This window comes from Kineosporia babensis (genome assembly GCF_021129305.1).
In the GTDB taxonomy this organism is placed as follows: Bacteria; Actinomycetota; Actinomycetes; order Actinomycetales; family Kineosporiaceae; genus Kineosporia; species Kineosporia babensis.
On the sequence record NZ_JAJOMB010000002.1, the window covers coordinates 595,738 to 619,227 of the forward strand.

General features: G+C 69.6%; 13 protein-coding genes. 12 read left to right on the top strand and 1 reads right to left on the bottom strand.

What is annotated here, in order from left to right:
* Positions 1-36: 36 nt before the first annotated feature.
* The 8 genes from LR394_RS05585 to LR394_RS05620 all read left to right on the top strand — a co-directional run bounded on the left by LR394_RS05585 (position 37) and on the right by LR394_RS05620 (position 16,155).
* The gene (locus LR394_RS05585; RefSeq protein WP_231439282.1) at positions 37-1,164 is read left to right on the top strand and encodes a sugar phosphate isomerase/epimerase family protein; all 1,128 of its coding nucleotides are present in this window, start codon (positions 37-39) and stop codon (positions 1,162-1,164) included.
* Complete coding sequence (locus LR394_RS05590; protein ID WP_231439283.1) at positions 1,164-4,295, top strand: PQQ-dependent sugar dehydrogenase; 3,132 nt, start codon at positions 1,164-1,166, stop codon at positions 4,293-4,295. Before LR394_RS05585 ends, LR394_RS05590 begins: the two co-directional genes overlap by 1 nt.
* 59 nt (positions 4,296-4,354) lie before the next feature.
* Entirely contained in the window at positions 4,355-5,359 is a 1,005-nt protein-coding gene (locus LR394_RS05595) for a sugar phosphate isomerase/epimerase family protein (protein ID WP_231439284.1), read from the top strand.
* 96 nt (positions 5,360-5,455) lie between these two features.
* Positions 5,456-5,851, top strand: a complete 396-nt coding sequence (locus LR394_RS05600) for a DUF4233 domain-containing protein (RefSeq protein ID WP_231439285.1) — start codon at positions 5,456-5,458, stop codon at positions 5,849-5,851.
* A gap of 92 nt (positions 5,852-5,943) precedes the next feature.
* Positions 5,944-6,606 (top strand): NAD(P)-binding oxidoreductase, encoded by a 663-nt coding sequence (locus LR394_RS05605; RefSeq protein WP_231439286.1) that lies wholly within the window; start codon positions 5,944-5,946, stop codon positions 6,604-6,606.
* A gap of 126 nt (positions 6,607-6,732) precedes the next feature.
* Positions 6,733-7,152 carry a YbaB/EbfC family nucleoid-associated protein gene (locus tag LR394_RS05610; protein WP_231439287.1) on the top strand — a complete coding sequence of 140 codons (420 nt, stop codon included), beginning with the start codon at positions 6,733-6,735 and terminating at the stop codon, positions 7,150-7,152.
* The gene (locus LR394_RS05615; RefSeq protein ID WP_231439288.1) at positions 7,149-7,481 is read left to right on the top strand and encodes a hypothetical protein; all 333 of its coding nucleotides are present in this window, start codon (positions 7,149-7,151) and stop codon (positions 7,479-7,481) included. The genes LR394_RS05610 and LR394_RS05615 overlap by 4 nt, the downstream gene beginning before the upstream one ends.
* Before the next feature lie 49 nt (positions 7,482-7,530).
* On the top strand, positions 7,531-16,155 hold the full coding sequence (locus tag LR394_RS05620; RefSeq protein ID WP_231439289.1) for a trichohyalin-plectin-homology domain domain-containing protein: 8,625 nt from the start codon (positions 7,531-7,533) through the stop codon (positions 16,153-16,155).
* A 4-nt stretch (positions 16,156-16,159) separates the two neighbouring features.
* Here LR394_RS05620 and LR394_RS05625 read toward each other — a convergent pair whose 3' ends face one another.
* Positions 16,160-16,330 (bottom strand): hypothetical protein, encoded by a 171-nt coding sequence (locus LR394_RS05625; RefSeq protein WP_231439290.1) that lies wholly within the window; start codon positions 16,328-16,330, stop codon positions 16,160-16,162.
* Positions 16,331-16,523: 193 nt separating this feature from the next.
* Here LR394_RS05625 and ndk point away from each other — a divergent pair, with 193 nt between their 5' ends.
* The 4 genes from ndk (at position 16,524) to LR394_RS05645 (ending at position 23,459) form a co-directional block, all read left to right on the top strand.
* Complete coding sequence (gene ndk, locus LR394_RS05630) at positions 16,524-16,946, top strand: nucleoside-diphosphate kinase (RefSeq protein ID WP_231439291.1); 423 nt, start codon at positions 16,524-16,526, stop codon at positions 16,944-16,946.
* 67 nt (positions 16,947-17,013) lie between these two features.
* Positions 17,014-19,077 (top strand): TIGR03960 family B12-binding radical SAM protein, encoded by a 2,064-nt coding sequence (locus tag LR394_RS05635; RefSeq protein ID WP_231439292.1) that lies wholly within the window; start codon positions 17,014-17,016, stop codon positions 19,075-19,077.
* A complete protein-coding gene (locus LR394_RS05640) occupies positions 19,077-19,862 on the top strand; it encodes a TIGR03936 family radical SAM-associated protein (RefSeq protein WP_231439293.1) in 786 nt (261 codons plus the stop codon). Before LR394_RS05635 ends, LR394_RS05640 begins: the two co-directional genes overlap by 1 nt.
* 159 nt (positions 19,863-20,021) lie before the next feature.
* Positions 20,022-23,459: a ribonuclease E/G gene (locus LR394_RS05645; RefSeq protein ID WP_231439294.1), complete on the top strand. Its 3,438-nt coding sequence runs from the start codon at positions 20,022-20,024 to the stop codon at positions 23,457-23,459.
* Positions 23,460-23,490: the final 31 nt, after the last annotated feature.

Sequence of the window (23,490 nt, forward strand, 5' to 3'; positions counted from 1 at the left end):
GCAGCCCCCCTGACCGCTCCAGTCTAGGAGACAAGAATGTTCGACGCACCATCGCAGAACGAGCCATCAGCCCTGGCCAAAGCCCTGCGGCTGAACCGTCGTCAGCTCTTCGCAGCCAGCACCGGCCTGGCCGCCGCGGCGGCCGTGGCGCTGCCCGCCGGGCCGGCCGCGGCCGCCCCAGGGACCAAGGGCAAGAGCGGTGCGATCCCGAAGGGCAAGCGCGGGATCATCCTTTACACCGTGCGCGACGCGATCTCCCGCGACCCGAACACCTTCAACGGTCCGTCCGGGTTCAAGGAGGTTTTCGAGGCGCTGGCCAAGATCGGTTACAAGCAGGTCGAGTTCGCCGGTTACAGCCAGCACGCCAACGCTCCCGGCGGGGCCTCGCTGGAGAGCGTGGAGGGCGCCAAGCAGCTGCGCAAGTGGCTGAACGACAACGGCCTGAAGGCCCAGGGCAACCACGGCTTCATCCCCTCCTCCTGGCCGTTCACCGACGCCGACCTGGAGCGCTTCAAGCTGCACACCGAGATCGCGAACATCCTTGGCATGCAGCACATCGGCACCGGCTCCGACCCGACCAACAGCTCGTTCAAGGCGGACTGGGACGTTGCCGCGGAGAAGTGGAACGCGCTGGGCAAGATCGCCGCGAAGGCGGGCCTGAAGCTGTACACCCACAACCACGACGCGGCCTACAACTTCCTGCTCGACACCGGACCGGCCGACGCGAGCGGTAATCCCACGCGCAGCACGGGAATCCGGAAGCTGGAGTACTTCCTGAAGGTGACCGACCCGAAGTACGTGCACCTGGAGATGGACATCTTCTGGGCGCACGTGGCGCAGTACAAGTTCAAGGAGTACACCGCCAAGGACGGCTCGACCCGCAAGGACGTGTTCGACCCGGCGGCCACGGTGCTCACCGCCAACGCCCGGTTCCCGCTGTTCCACGCCAAGGACGGTGAGCCGGACGCCGACGTGGCGAACGGGTACAACATCGTGCCGTTCGGGACCGGGCAGATCGACTACGACAAGTTCTTCCGCCGGGTGGGCCGCACCGACAGCCGTAACCCGATGGTCGAGCAGGACACCGCCCCGGGCGGCACCACCGCTCCGGCGCAGTCGTTGCAGCACGCTCGTCTGGGCTACCAGCACCTGTCGAGCCTGTGATGGCCGCGACAACGGGGTTGCGGCGGATCCGGCTGTTCAGTCTGCTGGTTGCGGTACTGCTGGTCGCCCTGGTCTCGAGCCTGGTGGTCGGCCTGGGCTCGCCGAAGTCAGCGGTGGCCAACACCGGAGGCCACCACGGTCTGGCCCAGGCCCCGGAAGATCCCGGGGCCGCGGACGACCCGCTGAACTGGGCCAACTACGAGAAGGTCACGCTGACCAAGGAGACCGGCGAGCCGATCGACCTGGCCGTGCTGCCGGACAGCCGGGTGCTGCACACCGCCCGCAACGGGGTGGTCCGGCTGACCGATCCGGCCACCGGCCTGACCACCACGGCCGGCACGTTCGACGTGTACAGCAACTCCGAGGACGGCCTGCAGACGGTCACCCTGGACCCGGAGTTCGCCGAGAACAACTGGGTCTACTTCTACTACGCGCCCAAGACGATGGACGCGCCGTACCCGGCCAGCACGCCGACCGGCTCGGCCCCGACCTCGCTGCCGGCCGGCGCCGACGAGACCTACTGGGACCAGTGGAAGGGCTACAACCAGCTCTCCCGGGTGAAGTGGGACGACGCCACCGGCAAGCTCGACCTGAGCACCGAGCAGGTGATCATCAAGGTCGAGCAGCAGCGCGGGCAGTGCTGTCACGTGGCCGGTGACGTCGACTTCGACGGCGAGGGCAACCTCTACCTCGGCACCGGCGACAACACCCCCGCCAGCACCCCCGGGGCGGACGGCTTCGCGCCGAACAACGACCGGCCCGGCTACAACCCCGGGCTCGACTCCCGTCGCGGGGCCGGCAACACGAACGACCTGCGCGGCAAGATCCTGCGGATCAAGGTCGCCGAGGACGGCTCGTACACCGTGCCGGAGGGCAACCTCTACCCGGCCGGGACCGAGAACACCCGGCCGGAGATCTTCGTGCAGGGCGTGCGCAACCCGTTCCGGATCGACGTGGACGCCGAGACCAACAGTGTTTCCTGGGGCGACTACGGCCCGGACGCCGGGGTGGCGAACCCGCAGCGGGGCCCGATGGGCCTGGTCGAGTGGCAGACCACCGGGATCGACAACCCGATGAACTCGGGCTGGCCGTACTGCACCGGCGACAACTTCAACTACAACGAGTGGAACTTCGAGACCGCCACCCCGGGTGAGTTCTTCGACTGCGCCGCCGGCGCCGAGAACAACTCACGCTGGAACACCGGTCTGGACACCCTGCCGCCGGCCACGCCCGCCACCCTCTACTACGGGGACGACGCGGACGACCAGCCCTGGCCGGAACTGACCGAGTTCGACCGCCAAGGGGGCCAGGGCCCGATGGGCGGCCCGGTCTACCACTACGACGCGGACAACCCCTCGAGCACGAAACTGCCCGAGTTCTGGGACAACAAGGCGTTCTTCGCCGAGTTCTCGCAGGACTACCTGGCGGCCTTCACCGTCGACTGGCCGAACGGCCCGGTCTCCAAGATCGAGCAGTTCCTGCCCAACCGTGATCTCACCCTGAACGTCCAGCCGATCACCGACAGCCCGATCGACATCGAGTTCGGGCCGGACGGTTCGCTTTACGTGCTGGACTACGGGGACGGCTTCTTCCGGCAGAACCCGGACGCCGGTCTGTACCGGATCGACTGGGCTCCGGGGAACAAGAGCCCGCAGGCCAAGATCACCGCGGACAAGGTGAGCAGCAGCGAGGCTCCGCTCACGGTCGAGTTCTCCGGCGCCGGGTCGATCGACCCGGAGGGCGAGGACCTGACGTACGAATGGGACTTCACCGGCGACGGCGAGTTCGACGCCACCGGTGAGACCACGTCCTACACGTACGAGGAACTGGGCGCCTACAAAGCCCGGCTGAAAGTGACCGACCCGGGCGGCAAGTTCGCCCTGACCACGATCGCGATCAGCGTCGGCAACGTGGCGCCCACGGTCAAGGTCACCACCCCGGCGGACGGGTCGTTCTTCAACTGGGGCGACCAGGTTCCGTTCACGGTGACGGCGACCGATCCGGAGGACGGGGACACGCCGGTGTGCGGCCGGATGGCCTGGGACTTCGGGCTGGGTCACGACAGCCACGCCCACCCGCTCAGCCAGGGTACCGGTTGCCAGTTCACCCTTCCGACCCCGGCGGATGCGCAGGAGCACGGGGTCACCGAGAACATCTTCGGGGTCATGGTGATCCGCTACACCGACGGCGGGGCGAACGGGGTCCCACCGGCCACCGGTGAGGCCACACTGATCCTCAACCCGCGTGAGCAGCAGGCCGAGTGGGCCGACGTCCAGGAGGGCGTCGAGATCACCGACGACGAGAACGCCGGTGGTCTGCGGAAGGTCACCTCGTTCGACGCCGGCGATCATCTGGGCTGGGACCCGGTGAACCTGGAGGCGATCAAGTCGATCGTGGTCCGCTCGTCCGGAGCCGGCACGCTGGCCTTCCGCTGGGGTGCCCCGGACGCCGAGCCGATCGCTCAGCTGAAGGTGGACAGCGCCGAACTCGCCGACAAGACGGTGGGGCTGAAGAACGTGCCGGAAGGCACCGGCAAGCTCTTCGTCACCTCCACCGGCGGCGTGATCCTCGATCAGCTCACCTTCTCCACCGAGGAGGGCGGCACCGAGGAACCACCGGACGACACCACCCCGCCGGTCGTGACCGTCACCGGAGTGGAGGCGGGCATCGAGTACGGGGACGCCGGCGTCCTCAAGCCGAAGTGGGAGGCCACCGACGAAGGCGGGATCGACACCGTCGTCGCCACCCTGGACGAGGAGGAGATCCAGGCCGGTGACCAGATCGCGCTCTGGAAACTGGATCTGGGCACCCACACGCTGAACGTCCAGGCCACCGACCAGGCCGGCCTGAGCACCACCACGACGGTGGAGTTCTCCGTGGTCACCTCGTTCGCCGACGTCAAGGCCCTGATCACCCAGTTCCGCAAGGACAAGAAGGTGACCGTGGCCGGGGCGGTGCTGCTGCAGGCCGAGCTGGAGGCGGCCCGCAAGCAGAAGAACACCAAGAAGCAGGTCGCGGCGCTGAAGATCTTCAGCGCCTCGGTGACGAAGGTGATCGTGAAGGACGCCGACGTGCGGGCCGTGCTCAAGCGCGACGCGGCCGACCTGATCAAGCAGGTGCAGAAGAAGTAGTCCACCGCCGCCCGGGCCTGATTCAGGCCCGGGCGGCCCCTTCCCGGGAGGTCGCTCCGATGGCCCGACCAGTAACCCTTTTCACCGGCCAGTGGGCCGATCTGCCGTTCGAGGAGGTCTGCCGGCTGGCTTCCGGCTGGGGCTACGACGGCCTCGAGATCGCCTGCTGGGGCGACCATTTGGACGTGGTCCGGGCCGCCGAGGACGACGCCTACCTGCAGGGCCGCAAGGACCTGCTGGAGAAGCACGGTCTGACGGTCCACGCCATCTCCAACCACCTGAGCGGCCAGGCGGTCTGCGACGACCCGATCGACGCCCGGCACCGCGGCATCCTGACCGACCGGGTCTGGGGCGACGGATCGCCCGAGGGCGTGCGCACCCGGGCCGCCGAAGAGCTGAAGTACACCGCGCGGGCCGCGGCCCGGCTCGGGGTGGACACCGTGGTCGGCTTCACCGGCTCGGCGATCTGGAAGTACGTGGCGATGTTCCCGCCGGTGTCCCAGGAACTGGTGGACGCCGGGTACCAGGACTTCGCGACGCGCTGGAACCCGATCCTGGACGTCTTCGACTCCGAAGGCGTGCGGTTCGCCCACGAGGTCCACCCGTCCGAAATTGCCTACGACTACTGGACGGCGCAACGCACCCTGGAAGCGATCGGTCACCGGCCCGCGTTCGGGCTGAACTGGGACCCCTCGCACTTCGTCTGGCAGGACCTCGACCCGGTCGGGTTCCTCTGGGACTTCAAGGACCGGATTTACCACGTGGACTGCAAGGACGCCAAGCGTCAGGTCGGCAACGGCCGCAACGGCCGGCTCGGCTCGCACCTGGCCTGGGCCGACCCACGCCGCGGCTGGGACTTCGTCTCGACCGGCCACGGCGACGTGCCCTGGGAAGCCTGTTTCCGGATGCTCAACGCGATCGGTTACGACGGCCCGGTCTCGATCGAGTGGGAGGACGCCGGGATGGATCGGCTGCTCGGGGCGCCCGAGGCGCTGGCGTTCGTCCGCTCACAGCTGTTCGACCCGCCCGCGGCCGCGTTCGACGCAGCGTTCAGTTCGCAGTAGGAGCGGCTATTGGCCGGAGAGTTTGGCAGAGACTCAGCAGAGACTGGGCAGAGGGTAGGTAGACGATTCCTTTAGAGGGTTTGACAGACTGGGCGGGTGCGTAACCCCACCCGGACCATGGCTGCAACCGTCCTCGTCAGCGAGGCGCTGGTGATGTTCTTCGCCGGTCTGGTCGCCAAGGAGCTCTCTGACCTCTCCACCGGCGCGGCGCTGGGCATCACCTGCGCCCTCGCCCTGGCCTGCATCCTGACCGCGGGGATGCTGCGCAGCCGCACGGGGTACCTGGTCGGCACGTTCCTGCAGGTGCTGATCATCGGGTTCGGCTTCTGGGTGCACACCATGCTGTTCGTCGGCGGGCTGTTCGCGGCGCTGTGGGTCGTGTCACTCCGGATCGGCACCCGGCTGGAGCGCGAGACCGCCGAACGCTGGGCCCTGCACGAGGCGGAGCAAGCCAAAGAGGAGCGCGACGGGGAATCCAGCGAGTCTGCCTGAGAAGCCCGCTCGACGCAGCGGCCTACCGTCGGTCAGATCCATCACGTTTCTGCCCGGGACAGTTCACGTTCACCTGGGTTAGCGTCCAGACCATGCGCATCGTGATCGCCGGAGGCCACGGAAAGATCGCTCTGATCCTGGGGCGGATGCTCCATGACCGCGGCGACGACGTGGTCGGAATCATCCGTAATCCTGCTCAGTCGGACGACCTACGTGCAGTGGGCATGACGCCGGCCGTCCTGGACCTGGAGAGCGCCGACGTCGAGGCGGTGGTGCGGCTGCTGGCCGGGGCCGACGCCGTGGTGTTCGCCGCTGGGGCCGGACCGGGCAGCGGTGCGCCGCGGAAGGACACGGTGGACCGGGGCGCGGCGGTTCTGCTGGCCGAGGCCGCGGAGAAGGCGGGCGTGCGGCGCTACGTGCAGATCGGCAGCCTGGGAGCCGACCTGGTCGCCGGTGGGGCGCGTCCCGAAGGCCTGGACGACGTCTTCTATTCCTACCTGGTGGCCAAACTCGCCGCGGAGGACGACCTGCGGGCCCGCGACCTGGACTGGACCATCCTGCGGCCGGGCGGGCTGATCGACGGGCCGGGCACCGGCCAGATCAAGCTGGCGCCCAGCGTCAATCGCGGTTCGGTACCCCGGGCGGACGTGGCTGCGGTGGTGGTGGCGCTGCTCGACGCCCCGGGCACCGCGGGCAAGGTGCTCGAGCTGGTCTCCGGCAACACCGAGATCGCCGCTGCGGTTCGCCGGGCCTGATCGCCCGACCGTTCGTCGCATGATGAACGCAATGTTTCGCATGCGTGAACTCTCCGTTTCCGCCCCGCGTGAGGGAAGTGTGGCAGCGAGGTCGGTGCCACCTCGACGGGCGGAACGGAGAAAGCGATGGGCTCCATCCCAGATCCCTGGGCCTACAACCTTGAGGACGAGCTCGAGCAGATGCGCGAGCTGGTCGAGCGCATCCAGTCGCAGGGCTCGGCGACGCAGTACTCCGAGACCTCCCGGCGCAAGATCCTCACGGTGACCGCCAACGGCCGCGGCGAACTCGTCGACCTGGCCTTTCGCGGGACCGCCTACCGCTCGCTGCCGCCGGCCGAGCTCTCGCACCTGATCCTGGAGACGGCCGAGAAGGCCCGGGCCCGGGGCCGGCAGGCCGCGATGGACCAGATCGCGCAGATCGCCCCGGACGCCGCCATCTCGCCCGACCTGTTCGATCCGAAGGCCGGTTTCGAGGAGTTCGTCCGGGCGATGTCCGAGGCCTTCGACGCTCCGGCCACCGAGTCCGAGAGCAAGGGCTCCTCGTGAGCGACCGGACGGTCCGCAACGGCGGGGCCGACCTGCGCCACCAGATCTCCAACCTCGACGAGCTCCGGGCGCTGGCCGGTCAGATCGCCCAAGGCCTGGATCAGGGGCTGGCCGGTCTGGGACCGCTCGTGCCCCGCGCCGCCTGCGAGCTCGACCTGGAGATCAAGAAGGCCACCGAACCGCCGATCAGCACGGTCTTCGACATCTTCACGGGGCTGGAGTCGCTGCTGACGCGTTTCGTCGACGACAGTGGGACCGCGGTCAAGGTACACGACCGGGTGGACGCCACGAATGCCGGAACCGCGGCGCACTGGGGCCGTCGGAGCTAGGCCTCTCCCGCTTCGAAGACGTCCCTCCGGCACCCCTGCGAGATGAGGTATGGCCACCCAACTCAACCCGTCGGCGATGGAAGAGATCCTCTACTACCTGACCGGGATCCGTCCGTCCGCAGTGTCTCCGGCCGTGCTGGACGGCGCCTCGCAGATCCTCGCCGAGGGTGGCCGCAAGACCCAGTCCGAGCTGATCCCCGCCCTGCACACGTCGGTGCGCAACGTCCGGGGCCGGATGCTCGGCGAAACCGCGGAGGCGTTCGCGGTGGCCGCCGGGATGTACGTCTCCTCGGGGCCGAAGCTGCTGGTGGCCGCGGCCGACATCCTGCTGGACCTGGCCCGGTACCTGAAGACGATGGGCTTCGAGGTCCGCAAGCTGAACGCGGTGATCCGCTGGGTCCTGATCTTTATGCTCGCCCAGTACCTGTGGGCGTACTACGAGATGGTCTACAACCCGCCCGGGGCCGCGGCCCGGATCGCGGCGACCCATGCGGCGGCGCGGATCATCACTGCCAAAGCCGTTGGCAAGATCCTGCTCTCGGCGATGGCCGGGACGGTGCTGACCGAGGTCGGGGCCGAGTTCATGGCCCAGCTCGAGGTGGTGCTGGGAGCCGGTGGCAAGTTCGACATCAAGGCGCTGGGGCAGGCCGGGATGGGCGGGCTGATCGCGGCCGGGGCCGGGCTGGCGATCGCGGTGCCGGGGGCGATCGGGCTCAGCAAGGTGGCCGGGTCGATGCTCAAGGCGCACGGCATCAACGGTGGGCTCGGGCACTACATCGGGCTGGCGGCGGCGCAGCTCCCGGCCGGGCTCGGCGGTGAGATGGTCGGTGAGATCCTGGCCAACGGTGCGCTCAGTGGGCAGTGGAAGATCGAGGGTGCGGGGACGGTGACCGCCTCGCTGGCCGACGGGGCGGGTAGCACCACGGCCGGGGCGCTCGGTCTGGCCACGCTGAACATGACGAAGGGGAACGGGGTCAATGTTCCGGCGCTGCTGATGAAAGGTCCATCGGTTCAGCCTTCTTCCAAGGATCCGGTGAGCACGGGCAAGGCCGAGACACTGGTTCAGCCGGAGATTCCTGAGCAGCTGCCGCCGGTGACCGCGAATTCTCAGCTCGGCAGCTGGGCGCGGAGCGAGTCGGCGGTGGGGGAGAGCACTGTCCAGACAGATGCGTTGAACCAGCAGCTGGCCGCGCTGTACGCGGCCCGGGCGGCGTATCTGGCGGACTGCCTGGCACGGCTGCGCGAGCTCAATCAGATGCTCTACGGCCCGACCTCAGCGCATACCGTTGACAATGCCCTCACCCCAGAACTTCTCACCGCGCAGAACCTGGGCGCCGAGACCTGGGACCGGCTGGGCTCGTCCTGGGATCCGGTGAAACAGACGCTGCTGGAGGCCGGTCCGGGCGCAACGGCGTTCGTGTACTCGAAGGCGCCCGGGCAGCCGCAGCACGCCTTCGCCTTCCGAAACGTCGAGGGCTCGGTCGTCCCACTGGAACTGCAGTCTCCGGCGGGCGGGTTCGTCCTCGGGCCGGACGCCGTGCCCCGGGTTCCGGTGGAGGCCCGGGCGATCATCAAGGGCCCGGACGGTGCTCTGATCAGACTGCCCGATGACCTGGGGCCGGTGACCACGGCCGCCGCCCTCACCCTTCCGGCGACCTCGGCCACGCCCGGTATGGCTGCTCATCCCGAGCCTGAGGTGCTGCATCGGCGGTACCCGCAGATGCCGGAGCATCCCCGGGGCCGGGTTCCCGAGTTCCCGCTGGACCTGACCCAGCACCCGGCCGTGCCGATGGACATGCGCCAGTACCAGCGCAACTGGCTCGGCGATCTGAGCAGGGCCGGCGATCTCACCACCCCGGCGGCCACCGCGCAGGCCGCGCGGGACCGGGTTCAGCTGCTTCCGGAGAAGCAGCAGGCCACCGTGCTGGCGGCGGCCGACAAGGTGATCGCCAGGCAGGTGGTGCTTCCGGATGCGACCGACGTCGAGCAGACCGCCCGGTCGGCCACGCTCAGCAATGCGGATCTTCGCTACCAGGTCGCGGACGTCCTGATGGTGACCGCGGGCAAGGAGAAGGCCGCCGGTGAACTGGATGCCTCCTACGTCGTGGCGGATTTCTACGACCAGGAGAAGCGACGGCTCACGGACCCGGCCGAGATTCCAGCAGTACCGGCCAACGACGGAATCGTCTCGCGGGAGCCGGTGCGCAACGAACCGGCAACCAGCCCGGCTGACAATCGTCCTCTGGTAGTTGCTCCACCATCACCTCTTTCGCCCGCCGCGCCGCATGCGGTGGGGACCCCACGAGGCGCCTTGCCGAACGTCGATGCCCTGGCCGCCGCAATCACCACCGGGGTGCAGGAACGCGGCGGAAAGCTGGGGCACGACGATGTGGAGAATCTGCCCGGGCGGCTGCTCGGGGCCTACCGGAATCTGAACACCGGGTACTGGTTCAACCTTGGCGGGATCGACGTGATGGTCGACATCCGCCCGGACAATCCGCGGCTGATCGACAAGGCGGAGGGAGTCTATCGCCGGGCCGACGGCAGCGGAGGCCCGGGTGATTCCGCAGCGATCAAGGATCCGAACGACGCACCCGGCCAGTTCCGGGCCAACCAGAACACCCAGGGCGCGTTCAACACCGGTGGTCATGTGCAGGCCACCAGCGGCCAGGCCGGGGCTTTCCGGGTGACCGGAACGTTCGGCGCAGTCTTTGCCGGGGTCGCCCGGATGGGGATGTCGGTGTTCGGCACCGTGAATCAGGTCAACATCTCGACCTCGGCCCCCAAAGACGTGGAATCCGGCCGGGTTCTGGACTACCGCGATGATTCGACCATGGTGGCCTACGACGCCAACTACACGGTCAGGTTCCGGACCCGGCCGAATGATTCCTGGACCGACATCCCGCCGTCCTGGAGCACCGACTCCACCAGACCGGGCCCCGACGGCCGGGTCGTGCCGACGTCGGAAGATCTGCTCGTCTACGTTCCGAGTGATCTGCTGCGGAACCCGCTGTCGGAGAAGGTCATTGCCGTGGCTCCGGAATCCGGGCCGTTGGCAGCGGAGTTCGAGGCGCGGAGCAAGGAGTTCCCGGACTACTACTTCGCCAGCGGCATGGACGGGCTGGACACCGTCTACGACCGGACGATGCAGGCGCTGAACGGCCCGGGCGGGATGAAACTGGCCGTCGACTCACCCGAGGCGCTGCAGTTGCAGGTGATGATGGGGGCCTGGCCGGACAACATGATCGAGGCCACGAGCGGCTCGCGGCCCTACGAGTACCTGATCCACGACAAGCGCGGCGAGGTCGTGGCCAAGGTCATCGGCCGCAGCGAGTACCTGCCGTCGCAGGCCACGCCGCTGGGTATGGTCAGCGAGAAGATGCACATCGAGCGGGTGCGCACGGCCATCGTCGGTTTCGGCGGCAGCCAGTCGGTGACCAACGTGGCGGGCGGAAACGTGAGCCTGGCGGCCGACGCCCTGCCTCTGCCCGGGGCGACCCTGGGGCCTTCGTTCCGGGTCGGGATGAGCGGGGCCGACGGTGACTCGTTGTCGGCCGGAAAAGTGGCGGTGCAGCCGGACGTCAGTCGATACACCGGGCCGGTGAACTCCTATGCGGTACCGGTCCGGCACCGCACCGAGATTCATCTGGTGGGCAAGCCGAACCGTTCTGTGCTGAATACCGACTGGGTGGCCGGATCGGCATTCGTGGCGACCCCGCAGTGGCAGGCTTTCGCCCACGGCTTCCCGGTGGACCGCAGTTCGCTGAGACCGGGCTTCGCGGTCGAGAACGGCACGGTCGAGTTCCATCCGGATGCGGTGCCGGACCGGCGCAATCCGCCAGTTCCGGTGGTGGACAAGGGTAAGCGGCTCGAGACCATTTACGAGGAAGAACCGGTCTCGAGCCGGCCGCCCGTCCCGGTGCCGCCGGTGGCCAAGATGGACCTGCCGGCCCACATTCTCGAGGGCCGGGGCGCCGACTCTGCTCAGGTGGCGGTGAACCGGGAGGCCGCGGAGGCGGTCTATCAGCAGGTGATGACCGAGGCCGGATTCAGCGGCCTGGTGGACGTGCTCTGGGAACGACCGCTGGATCAGCGCCCGGCCGGGGGAGCACCGAGCCGGCGGCTGACCCGAAAGCTCAATGTCTCCTCCACCCACCGCTCCCGCAACGCCCAGACCATCCGCAAATTCACCACCCAGTACGCGCTCGAGGCACTGGACAACAACGTGGTCACCGACGGCGGGCAGTTCATGCTGCGCGGTACCACCCCGATGGGTGTTTCCCGGCTGGCCCGGGTCACGGTCGTCGGCGAGAGCCGGCTCGACGCCCAGGCCGAGTACCCGGCACGGGAGGTGGACACGATGAGCAGCGTCTTCCTCTCGATCTCCTCGACCAGCGCCGGTCACGGCACCTCGGGCAGCCGGACCGTCACCAGCGGTCTGCGGGTCAACGCCGGCGTGGATCTGATGCAGATGTTCGGCGCCGGAATGGACCTCTCACGTACCGCGGCGGCCGGGCAGTCGGCGACCACCATCGGCAACCGGGTCGAGCTGAACGAGTCCAAAGACCTGAAGCTGGTCGAGCACGTGCTGCCGGTGGTCTACCGGGTCCGGATCGACTACGCCGATCTGCCCAACGGCCCGGCCGAATGGCTGAGACACCGCACCACCCGGCCGATCGAGAAGATCCGGCAGATGGACATTCTCAAGAACCGGACGAGCGAGCTGGCCCGTCAGCTCTCCCGCCGGATGGCCGCCGCGCGCGGTACCGCCACCGGATTCCTGCTGCGTTCACCGCACTCTTCGGTGAGCCCTGACCTCCTGGCGCTTCAGGCCCCTACCCAGCCCGATCGTCCGTTGGCTGAGCAGTTGCAGGAAAAACGCCGAGAGCAGATCCGGCAGGCCAAGGCGAGAATTCAGGAAGTCGCGGCCAAGGCGCAGAATCGGCACGAATCCCAGGAGAAATCCCGGCAGCTCGCCGCCGATGCCCGCCAGGCCCGGCGGGAGCGGGACGCTCAGCGCAAGGTTCTGGGGCGGGCCGAGAAGGCTTACGAAAAGGCCCAGAACAATGGACGAGTGGTCTTCCTGGGCGGGACCGAGGCGCAGAAGTCACTGGCAGAGCAAGGGATCAACGAGACCCGCCGGCAGTTGACCGAGGCGCGGGAACGCTTTGAAACGCTGAACGAGAAGGCGCAACTGGCCAATCGGGCCGCCCGCGAATCCGTGGCCGCGATTGCGCCGGATGCGCATCGCTTCACCTGGACCGGCCCGCCGATTCCGGGAACCCGCACGGTTGCCCGGGTTCCCGGCCTGGGTCTGCCGGAGTTCGACCCTCGGGCGGTCAGCGAATCCGGCCTGCCGAAGACCGATCCGAACGTGCTGGAACTGGCGCTGATCCATCACGTCGACACCGCCGGTCTACTGCCCGCGGCCCGATCCCTGTTCCCGGAACTGACCCGTCCGGGTGGGCCGGCCGACGAACTGGTCGCGAACATGGCCAGTGCGGTGATGATGCGCTCCTACTTCAAGGAGTCGGTGCGCGGGGAATACGAGACCGGTCTGCTCTTCGATCCGGGATTCCTGAGCGACGAGCATGCCGGTCTGGGAATCGCGGCCGAACTGGGGCCGTCGCTGTACGCCGGGGTCACCGACGGCGAGTACGTGGCCGGTGACATCAAGCTCTATCTGAAGCAGCACGGGGACTCCCGGGCGATCCAGAACGAGTGGGCGCTGAGTACCGGCTTCCGGATGGGTGACTCGATCGGAGACGGGGATGTCGCCCTGGGTGCGTTGTCGGCCGAGGAAGGAGCGGTCTACCGGGACACCCGGCGCAAGGGTACTTCGATGGGCCGGACCGGCGGTAAAGAACTGCTGCACCTGGATTTCCACCGGGCCTACGGCTTCATGGCGCCGGTGACCTACCACCTCGACGGGGTTCAGGAACACCGCGGGAAGTTCCGGCCGAACCGGGTGGACCAGGCCGCGACCACGGTGGGACCGCGCTCGATGATGTACATCCTGCCCGAGCCCAAGGCCCTGGCTGCCTACGGCCGGGGGCAGGTGCCGATCAACGCCGACCAGGTGCGCGATGCGCTCTGGCGCTGGGACCAGGGTCAGCTCGGCACCCTGGACGACTCGCTGATCACCTCGGTCCTGGACCGGCTGGAGCGCCAGATCCACCACGCGCCGGGCGATCTGGACGTCAGTGCCACGCAGCGGGAGATCGACGGGTACCGGGCCAAGGCCGGCCAGCACGGCCTGGAGGCACACCTGCGCCGGATCGGCCGGACCAAGGACGACCTGGTGCTGCCCGAGTACCTGACCCGGGGCGGGCCGAAGTCGATGGGGCACCACGGGATCCAGGCGCTGACGATCTACCCGCGCAGCGACACCCCGGCCGAGGCCACGTCGATGGTGGACGTGCTCTGGGACGCCCTCGACCGCTCGTCCCCGGGCCTGGTCGGGCCGCGGCACACCCGGTGGAAGGAGATCGACCCGAACGACACCTGGTACCGCCGGATGGCCGGGGACAAGCCGGTGCTCGGCCGCCAGCTGATCGGGATGGACTGGATCACCAGCCTGGCCTCGGCCCAGCGGGAGCACGCCATGGCCGGCGACCTGATGTCCGAGCACGGCGACCAGCACCAGCTCGCCAACCCGGTGAACGCCGTGCTCGAGGACATCCTGGAGATGACGCTGGACCTGAAGCTGACCTCGGCGCCCGAGATCGTCGGTTTCCTCGACCAGCACGGCATCGAGAACTACGACCACGCCCAGGCGGTGGACAACTGGTCCTGGGCCCGGACCCGGTCGGGTGGCCTGACCCTGCTGAAACCCGGGTTCGGCGGCACCGGGCCGACTTCCGGTACCTCCGGGGCGCCGCAGATCGACCTGCAGGCCTCGCAGCGCAACGAGATCACCCGGACCGACGTGGTGGTCGAGGAGCAGACCGCCTACGACTGGAGCGGGCACTACGTGGTCAAGGTGCGGGGTGAGCTGGGGGCCGGGACCAACCGGACCAAGCAGGCCGGCCGCTCGCTGAACAACCTTCTGCTGCACAAGTTCCAGATGCCGCAGAACCAGAAGGGGCCGCACCGGACGGAGTACGACGTGGAGATGGAGATCCTGATCCCGCGCTCGATCGTCGAGGGCCAGCAGCGGGCCGACGCCGCGGATGCCGCGCGCCTGGCCCCGTTGCCGCCGCTGCCCCGGGACGTGTACGTGGCCGAGACCTTCCTGGACGATCTCACCCCGGCGGCGTGGGAACTGGCCGGGCAGATGTTCGGGCCCGACGCCAACGACCGCGACACCCGGTCCTCGGCGAGCCTGCCGAACGCGCTGAACCGGACCATGCTGCGCAACCACCTGCACAAGGCGACCGGTGGGCAGCGTCATCAATTGGCCCGTAACCAGTTCGTGCCCGGTCGTTCCGGGGAACAGGCGAGCTACTTCCTGACCGGGCAGCTGCACCACCTGCAACAGGTGGCATACCTGCCGAACGGCAAGGGGACCGGGCGCTACGCCAAGCATCAGATCGGCGTGACGGCGAACAGCGAGACCGGCCTGTGGCGGCCGACCACCACCGCCGCCGCGGGGCAGGCCGGCGAGGTGATCGGCCACATCTCGGCCGACCGGCAGCTGGAGAACCCGGGGCTGGGCGGGGGCAGCCAGCCGGTCACCCCGCACACCCCCGACGACTCGCAGTCCGGAGCATCAACTCTGGACGGGGCGGGCGGCACCGTGGTCAATCGCACCACTGCACAGGGCGAGGGGGCACGAGACACCGTCAACATCCGGGACGAGCAGCACCAGAAGCAGAGTCAGGGCCCGGTGGTGCTGGTCAAGGCCGTGTTCAAAGGGCATCTGGAGGGCGAGCTCGCCGAGCGCGGGGTGTTCCTGGAGACCCACGCCCAGAGGTTCCGGTCCGACCGGGTGGTGGGCGATGTCTACGTCGAGATGTTCGAGCAGGAGTACCGGACCTACAAGCAGCAGGCCGAGCAACTTGCGACCCAGGCCCAGGACCATCCCTTGCCGGTCGGTCCCTGGCCGGTCGCCGGGCCGCGCACGCCGGCCTACGCCTTCGACAAGCTCCTGACCGACGCGGGCTGGGGTACGAAGCAGGACCACGAGGTGGCCCACCCGATCGCCCGCTACGTGCAGGCGCACGCCCGGTCCTCGCACCTGGTGCTGAATTCCTCGGCCGCGCACCAAAGTTTCGACCGTTATCGGGGCGCGGTCTCGTGGGCGCTCGGGCAGTTGGAGGCCGATCATCCGGACCGGGCCCGGGTGCTGCAGGAGCAGGACGCGGCCATGCGCTGGACGCTGCAGCAGGCCCTGCTGAACAACCGCTCGCCCTCGGCCGGCGATCTGGACACGATCGAGCAGAGCATCGAGGACCTGGTGAACATCGTCCGGGAGGTCCGGCCGGGCGCGGCACTGCCCGGGCATCTCGGTGCAGCCGCCCGGGACCCGCTGGCGGTGGCTCAGGTGGTGGCGCAGGACCTGAACCGGAGCATCGAACTGCGGTACTCCGACGCCCAGGGCCAGGTGATCGTCCACCGGATCGCGGCCGACGGCCGGGTGCTGGCGAGCGAGATCCGGCCCGGGACGAGCAACGCCGCCCGCGAGCCGATGATCCGGTTCACTGCGGACGGCGTTCCGGTGCCGCTGGTCTGAAGTCTCAGGCGGCGGTGGAGGGGTCGGGCTGCTCCTCCTCCGACTGTGCGGCCGGTTCCGGGCCGGGGCGCCGGGGCATCGGGATCACCGTGGCCAGCAGCGCGGGCCGGCTCGGGTTCTCCACGGCAGCGGCCAGCACCGACGACAGCACCGTGGTCAGCGGCGGGTGTTCCATGGCTCCTCCAGCGGAAGATGACAGCACATCGTTAACGTCGCCCGGGCCCCGCACGGTCCTGAGACCGCAAACGGGTGACGGGCGAGGATCAGACACCGATCGGTGTTCAGTAGGCTCTGCCTGCCCGACCGGTGCTCATCCGGCGCCGGAACATCGGGCATCCAGGTGCTGAACTGTCGAGAGGGAAACGATCATGGCCGCGGAGCGGACGCTTGTTCTTGTGAAGCCGGACGGCGTGCGCCACCGTCAGATCGGCGAGGTGCTGCGCCGGATCGAGACCAAGGGCTACGACGTCGTCGCCCTGCAGATGCTGGTGCCCACCCCCGAGCTGCTCGAGAAGCACTACGAGGAGCACGTCGGCAAGTCGTTCTACGGCGTGCTGGTCGAGTTCATGATGTCCGGCCCGGTGGTCGCCGCCGTCGTCGAGGGTGAGCAGGTCATCCCCGCGTTCCGCTCGCTGGCCGGGGCGACCGACCCGATCAAGGCCGCGCCCGGCTCGATCCGCGGCGACCTGGCCCGGGACTGGGGCACCAAGGTCCAGCAGAACGTGGTGCACGGCTCCGACTCGCCCGAGTCCGCGGCCCGGGAGATCGCCCTCTGGTTCCCCTCGCTCTGAGGTCCCTTCGGCGGGACCTGGGCACCGGCTTTCGTCCAGAGTCCTAGGTCCCGCTTAAACTGGCCCGATGCGTACGGACACCCAGCCGGCAGTGAGCGGCGAATCGGTCTTCGACCGGCTCGAGGCGCTCCTGCCGTTTGTCTCCAAGCCGATCCAGTACGTCGGTGGGGAGCTCAACTCCACGATCAAGGAGTGGGACTTCGCCGGCCCGGAGACGGTGCGCTGGGCCCTCATGTATCCGGACGCGTACGAGGTCGGCCTGCCCAACCAGGGCACGATGATCCTCTACGAGGTCCTGAACGAGCGGCCCGACGCCCTGGCCGAGCGCACCTACGCGGTGTGGCCCGACCTGGAGAAGCTGATGCGTGAGCACGGCGTTCCCCAGTTCACGGTCGACGCACACCGCCCGGTGGGCGACTTCGACGTGCTCGGCCTCTCGTTCTCCACCGAACTCGGCTACACCAACATGCTCACCGCGCTCGACCTGGCCGGGATCCCGATCGAGGCCGCCGAGCGCGGGATCGACCACCCGATCGTGCTGGCCGGCGGGCACGCGGCGTTCAACCCCGAGCCGATCGCCGACTTCATCGACGCCGCCGTGCTCGGCGACGGCGAGCAGGCCGTCGGGATCATCACCGACGTGATCCGGGAGTGGAAGCAGGAGGGCCGCCCGGGCGGCCGCGAGGAGCTGCTGTACCGGCTCTCCGGCACCGGCGGGGTCTACGTGCCCTCGCTGTACGAGGTGGAGTACCGGCCCGACGGCCGGATCAGCCGGGTCGCCCCGAAGCGCGCGGGCGTGCCGTGGCGGGTCAGCAAGCACACCGTGATGGACCTCGACGAGTGGCCGTACCCGAAGAAGCCGCTGGTCCCGGTGGCCGAGAGCGTGCACGAGCGGATGAGCGTGGAGATCTTCCGCGGCTGCACCCGGGGCTGCCGGTTCTGCCAGGCCGGGATGATCACCCGCCCGGTGCGTGAGCGCACCATCCAGGGGATCGGCTCGATGGTCGACTCCGGGCTGCGCGCCACCGGCTTCGAGGAGGTGGGCCTGCTCAGCCTGAGCTCGGCCGACCACTCCGAGATCGCCGACGTGACCAAGCAGCTGGCCGACCGCTACGAGGGCACCAACACCGGCCTGTCGCTGCCCAGCACCCGGGTCGACGCGTTCAACATCGACCTGGCCCAGGAGCTGTCCCGCAACGGCCGGCGCTCCGGCCTGACCTTCGCCCCCGAGGGCGGCAGCGAGCGGATCCGCAAGGTGATCAACAAGATGGTCACCGAGGACGACCTGGTGCGCACCGTCGCGGCCGCCTACGGCGCCGGCTGGCGGCAGGTCAAGCTCTACTTCATGTGCGGTCTGCCCACCGAGACCGACGAGGACGTGCTGCAGATCGCCGAGCTGGCCAAGCGGGTGATCCAGACCGGCCGCGAGGTCTCCGGCACCAAGGACATCCGCTGCACGGTCTCGATCGGCGGGTTCGTGCCCAAGCCGCACACCCCGTTCCAGTGGGCCGGCCAGACCGCCCCCGAGGTGGTCGACGCCCGGCTGGCCAAGCTGCGCGACGCGATCCGCTCGGACAAGCGCTACGGCAAGGCGATCGGCTTCCGCTACCACGACGGCAAGCCCGGCCAGGTCGAGGGCCTGCTCTCGCGGGGCGACCGGCGGGTCGGCAAGGTGATCCGGGCGGTCTGGGAGGACGGCGGCCGGTTCGACGGCTGGAGCGAGCACTTCTCCTACGACCGCTGGATGGCCTGCGCCGACCAGGCCCTGGCCGACACCGCGGTGGACGTGGACTGGTACACCACCCGCGAGCGCGAGGAGACCGAGGTCCTGCCCTGGGATCACCTGGACTCCGGCCTGGACAAGGAATGGCTCTGGGACGACTGGCAGGACGCCCTGTCCGAGGACGAGGTCGAGGACTGCCGCTGGACGCCGTGCTTCGACTGCGGCGTGTGCCCGCAGATGAACACCGAGATCCAGGTCGGCCCGACCGGGCGCTCGCTGCTGCCGCTGAGCGTCAAGGGCTCGCTGCTCGGCTCGGCGCCGGGCCTGGACGTGGCGCCCGGTCAGAGCGTGGTGCCGGGCCAGAACCGGGTGCACTCGCACACCCCCAACTACGGACCGGTGAACTGATGGCGCGCATGCCCGAGGGCCCGCCCCCGCCGCCCGTCGTGCAGAAACTCCGCCTGCGCTACGCCAAGCGGGGCCGGCTGCGGTTCTCCAGCCACCGTGACTTCCAGCGCGCGCTGGAGCGGGCGCTGCGCCGGGCCGCGGTCCCGATGGCCTATTCGGCCGGGTTCAACCCGCACCCGAAGATCAGCTACGCCAACGCCGCGCCGACCGGTACCGCCAGCGAGGCCGAGTACATCGAGATCTCGCTGGCCGAGCGCCGGGAGCCGGAGGAGATCCGGGACGCGCTGAACAGTGCCCTGCCCGACGGCCTGGACATCGTCGACGTGGTCGAGGCCGGTCCCGGGCTGCTGGCCGACCGGCTGCAGGCCTCGGTCTGGCAGATCGAGCTGTTCGCCGACACTCCCGGCGAGGAGGCCGCGGCGGCCAACGACAGCACGGTCCGCGACGTGGTCGAGCGCTTCCTGGCGGCCGAGCGGGTCGAGGTCCAGAGGATGACGAAGAACGGGCTCAGGACTTTTGACGCCCGCGAGGCCGTTCTCCGGATCGAAGTGGAGCCTGGTGTCACATCAAGACCCGGTAACGGTTGTGCGATACTGAGCTTGGTCGTGCGGCATAACACACCGGCCGTACGCCCCGACGACGTCCTTTCCGCTTTCCGCGCGGTAGCCGACTTCGCGCCTCCGTCACCACCCCGGGTGACGCGCCTGGCGCAGGGGCTGCTCGACGAGGCAGACGGATCGGTGACCGACCCATTGGTCCCCGATCGGGACGGCGCCGGCGCCTGACTGGTGCCGCGCCCCCAGCCCTGACCGGCTCGGCGCGCACCGCTGAGGGCGCAAGGTCTTGACTTCCGCCGCGACCGGTAGGCGCGGCGACCTACACGAGTGCCCCGAGCGGCGCCGACGCGGTGTGGTCGGCGCCCGGGGTTGAACGGGAGAACGCCCGTGGCGAGCAATGAAGAAACACCCGCGGTCGCAGATGGCGAAGAACGCAGCGGCGAGGTTGTCGGCAACGGTGGCGACCAGACCTCGACCGCCAGCACCACCGCAGGATCGGTCGCCGTACCCGACAGTGCAGCTCAGGCCGGCGCCGTGATCGGCGAGCCGGCCGGTGGACCGGTACCCGACCCGGGCGCGAAGACCGCGCCGGTCGGCGACCCGGCGGCCGCCCAGGACCGCACCGATGCCCCGGCGGCTCCGGCCGCTCCGGTGGCTTCGGCCGAGCCCCAGCGCACCCAGAACGTGAGCATGGCCAGCGACGCCGCGATCGCCGTGCCCGACGCCGCCGCCCCCGAGGCCGGCAGCGTTCCGGGCACCGAGCCCGCGGCCGTGGTCCCCGATCCGGAAGCGGCGGCCAGCACCACCACGCGCCGTCGCAGCACCCGGGCGCGCACCGCGAAGAAGGCCGTGGCTGCTCCGGCCGCTGCGGTTGAGGGCAACGACAGCACCGAGGCCGCCGGGGAGAGCGCGGCCGAGGGCGAGACCCCGGCTCCGGTCAAGCGAGCCCGGGCGCCGCGCAAGCGCACCTCCAAGCGGGCCGCTGCGGCGGTTGCGCCGGAGGCCGGCGAGAGCGTGGACGGCGGCGCCGTTGCTGCTGCGGACGGCCCGACGAGCACTGAAAGCACTGATCCGGCCGCGAGCACTGCGGCTGACAGCACTGTGACCGGCAGTGATGCGGTTGCCGGTGCTGGTGATGCGGCTGCGGCGGACACGGCGCAGGCGCTGGCCAGCGTGGCCGGTACCGAGCAGGCTCCGGCCGCTCCGGAGTCTGACGGCGGCCTGTTCGCCGAGCCGGCCCCGGCCAAGAAGACCACCCGCCGTCGCAGCACCCGCAAGGCGTCCGCCCCGGCCACCCGGGTGGCGGCGACCGAGCCGGACGAGGCCGCGACAAGTGATGTGAGCAGCAGCCCGGCGGTCAGTGACGCCAAGGCTGACAGCAAGGCTGACGCCCCGGCGGAGGCCAAGGTGGAGGCCAAGGCCGAGAACGCTACGGCCGAGAGCACCCCGGCCACCGACTCCGGTGCGCCGAGCGCGTCGGCGACCACCGCGTCCTCTGCTGACGCCCGCCCGACCACCGCCCCGGCGAGCTCGCAGACTCCGGTGACCACACCGTCCGTTGCTGAAGCTCCCCGCACCCGCCCGCGTACCCGTGTGCGCTCCGCGGCCGAGCGCGCCGCGGAGGCTGCCGCCGAGGAAGCTGCTCAGGCCGCCCGCGACCAGGCCGCTGCCGCTCAGCGGGGCGACGCCCCGGAAGCCGGCCGCAGCTACACCGCCGCGGCCCAGGCCGACGAGGCCACCGAAGCTCCTGCCCGACCGGCGATCATGCCGCTCTTCCAGGCCCCCGAGCCGGCCGCCCAGCGTCCGCGCCGGGCTGCCTCCCGCCCGGCCGGCCCGCCCAAGCCGGTGATCGAAGAGGCGCAGGACGCCGCCGCCACGCCCGCCGAGGACATCGACGAGGACGAGACCGTCGCCGCCGAGGACGTCGCCGAAGAGGCGACGGGCCTGCTGGAGGGCCCGGCGGAGGACGCCGCCGAAACTGAGGACGCAGGCGAGGAGGAAGACGCCGAGCAGGACGCGGAAGAGGGCTCCGAGGACGGCGAGGAAGAGGAGAGCAACGCTCCCCGCCGTCGTCGTCGCCGGGGTGGCCGGGGTCGTCGTGGCCGTAGCCGGGGCGACTCCGCCGAGCAGTCCGACGCCCCTGCCGCTGCTGCGGAAGAGGGTGCCGAGGAAGCCGAGCCGGCCGCGGAGGACTCCGAGGGTGGCGAGGACGAGGACGGCGAAGAGTCCTCCGAGTCCACCGGCAGCCGTCGTCGTCGCCGTCGTCGCCGCAAGGGTTCCGGCAGCACCGACGGTGAGGTCACCGTCGACGAGGGAACCACGGTCGTCACCAAGGTCCGCGAGGGCCGTGAGGGTCGCCGCAGCGGCGGTACCAGCAGCGACGACGTCACCTCGGTACGCGGTTCCACCCGTCTGGAGGCCAAGAAGCAGCGCCGCCGCGAGGGCCGTGAGGCCGGCCGCCGCCGCACCATCCTGAGCGAGGCCGAGTTCCTGGCCCGCCGGGAGAGCGTCGAGCGCAAGATGGTGGTGCGCGAGCGCGAGGGTCGCACCCAGATCGGCGTCCTGGAAGACGGGGTCCTGGTCGAGCACTACGTCGCCCGTAAGACCCAGACCTCCACGGTCGGCAACGTCTACCTCGGCCGGGTGCAGAACGTGCTCCCGAGCATGGAGGCCGCGTTCGTCGACATCGGCAAGGGCCGCAACGCCGTGCTCTACGCCGGTGAGGTGAACTGGGACGCCGCCGGCCTGGAGGGCCAGCCGCGCCGGATCGAGCACGCGCTGAAGGCCGGCGACTCGGTGCTGGTGCAGGTCACCAAGGACCCGATCGGCCACAAGGGCGCCCGCCTGACCAGCCAGATCTCGATGCCCGGGCGCTACCTGGTGTACGTGCCGGACGGCTCGATGACCGGGATCAGCCGCAAGCTGCCGGACACCGAGCGCTCCCGCCTGAAGAAGATCCTGCGTGAGGTGGTGCCGGACAACGCCGGCGTGATCGTGCGCACGGCGGCCGAGGGCGCCAGCGACGAGGAACTCGAGCGTGACGTCCAGCGGCTGCAGGCGCAGTGGGAGGACATCTCGGCCAAGGTCGGCTCGGTGAACGCGCCCGCCATGCTCTACGGCGAGCCGGACCTGGCGATCAAGGTCGTGCGGGACGTCTTCAACGAGGACTTCAGCAAGCTGATCATCTCCGGCGACGAGGCCTGGGGCACGCTGCACGGCTACATCTCGCACGTGGCGCCCGACCTGGTCTCCCGGCTGCAGCACTGGCAGGAGGACAAGGACGTCTTCGCCAAGTACCGGATCGACGAGCAGCTGGCCAAGGGTCTGGACCGCAAGGTCTGGCTGCCCTCGGGCGGCTCGCTGGTGATCGACCGGACCGAGGCGATGACCGTCATCGACGTCAACACCGGCAAGTTCACCGGTGCGGGCGGCAACCTGGAAGAGACCGTCACCAAGAACAACCTCGAGGCCGCCGAGGAGGTCGTGCACCAGCTGCGGCTGCGCGACATCGGCGGGATCATCGTGGTCGACTTCATCGACATGGTGCTGGAGTCCAACCGGGACCTGGTGCTGCGCCGGCTGCTGGAGTGCCTGGGCCGCGACCGCACCCGGCACCAGGTCGCCGAGGTCACCTCGCTGGGCCTGGTGCAGATGACGCGCAAGCGGGTCGGCCAGGGTCTGCTCGAGGTGTTCAGCGAGACCTGTGAGCACTGCGGCGGCCGCGGGCTGGTCATGCACGACGAGCCGGTGGAGAAGAAGCAGCAGGAGAACGGCAACGGCGGTGGGGGCGGCGGCCGTAAGGGCCGGAACAACCACCACCACTGATTGAGGACGTCGGGCGTGCGGTCGGTTTCTT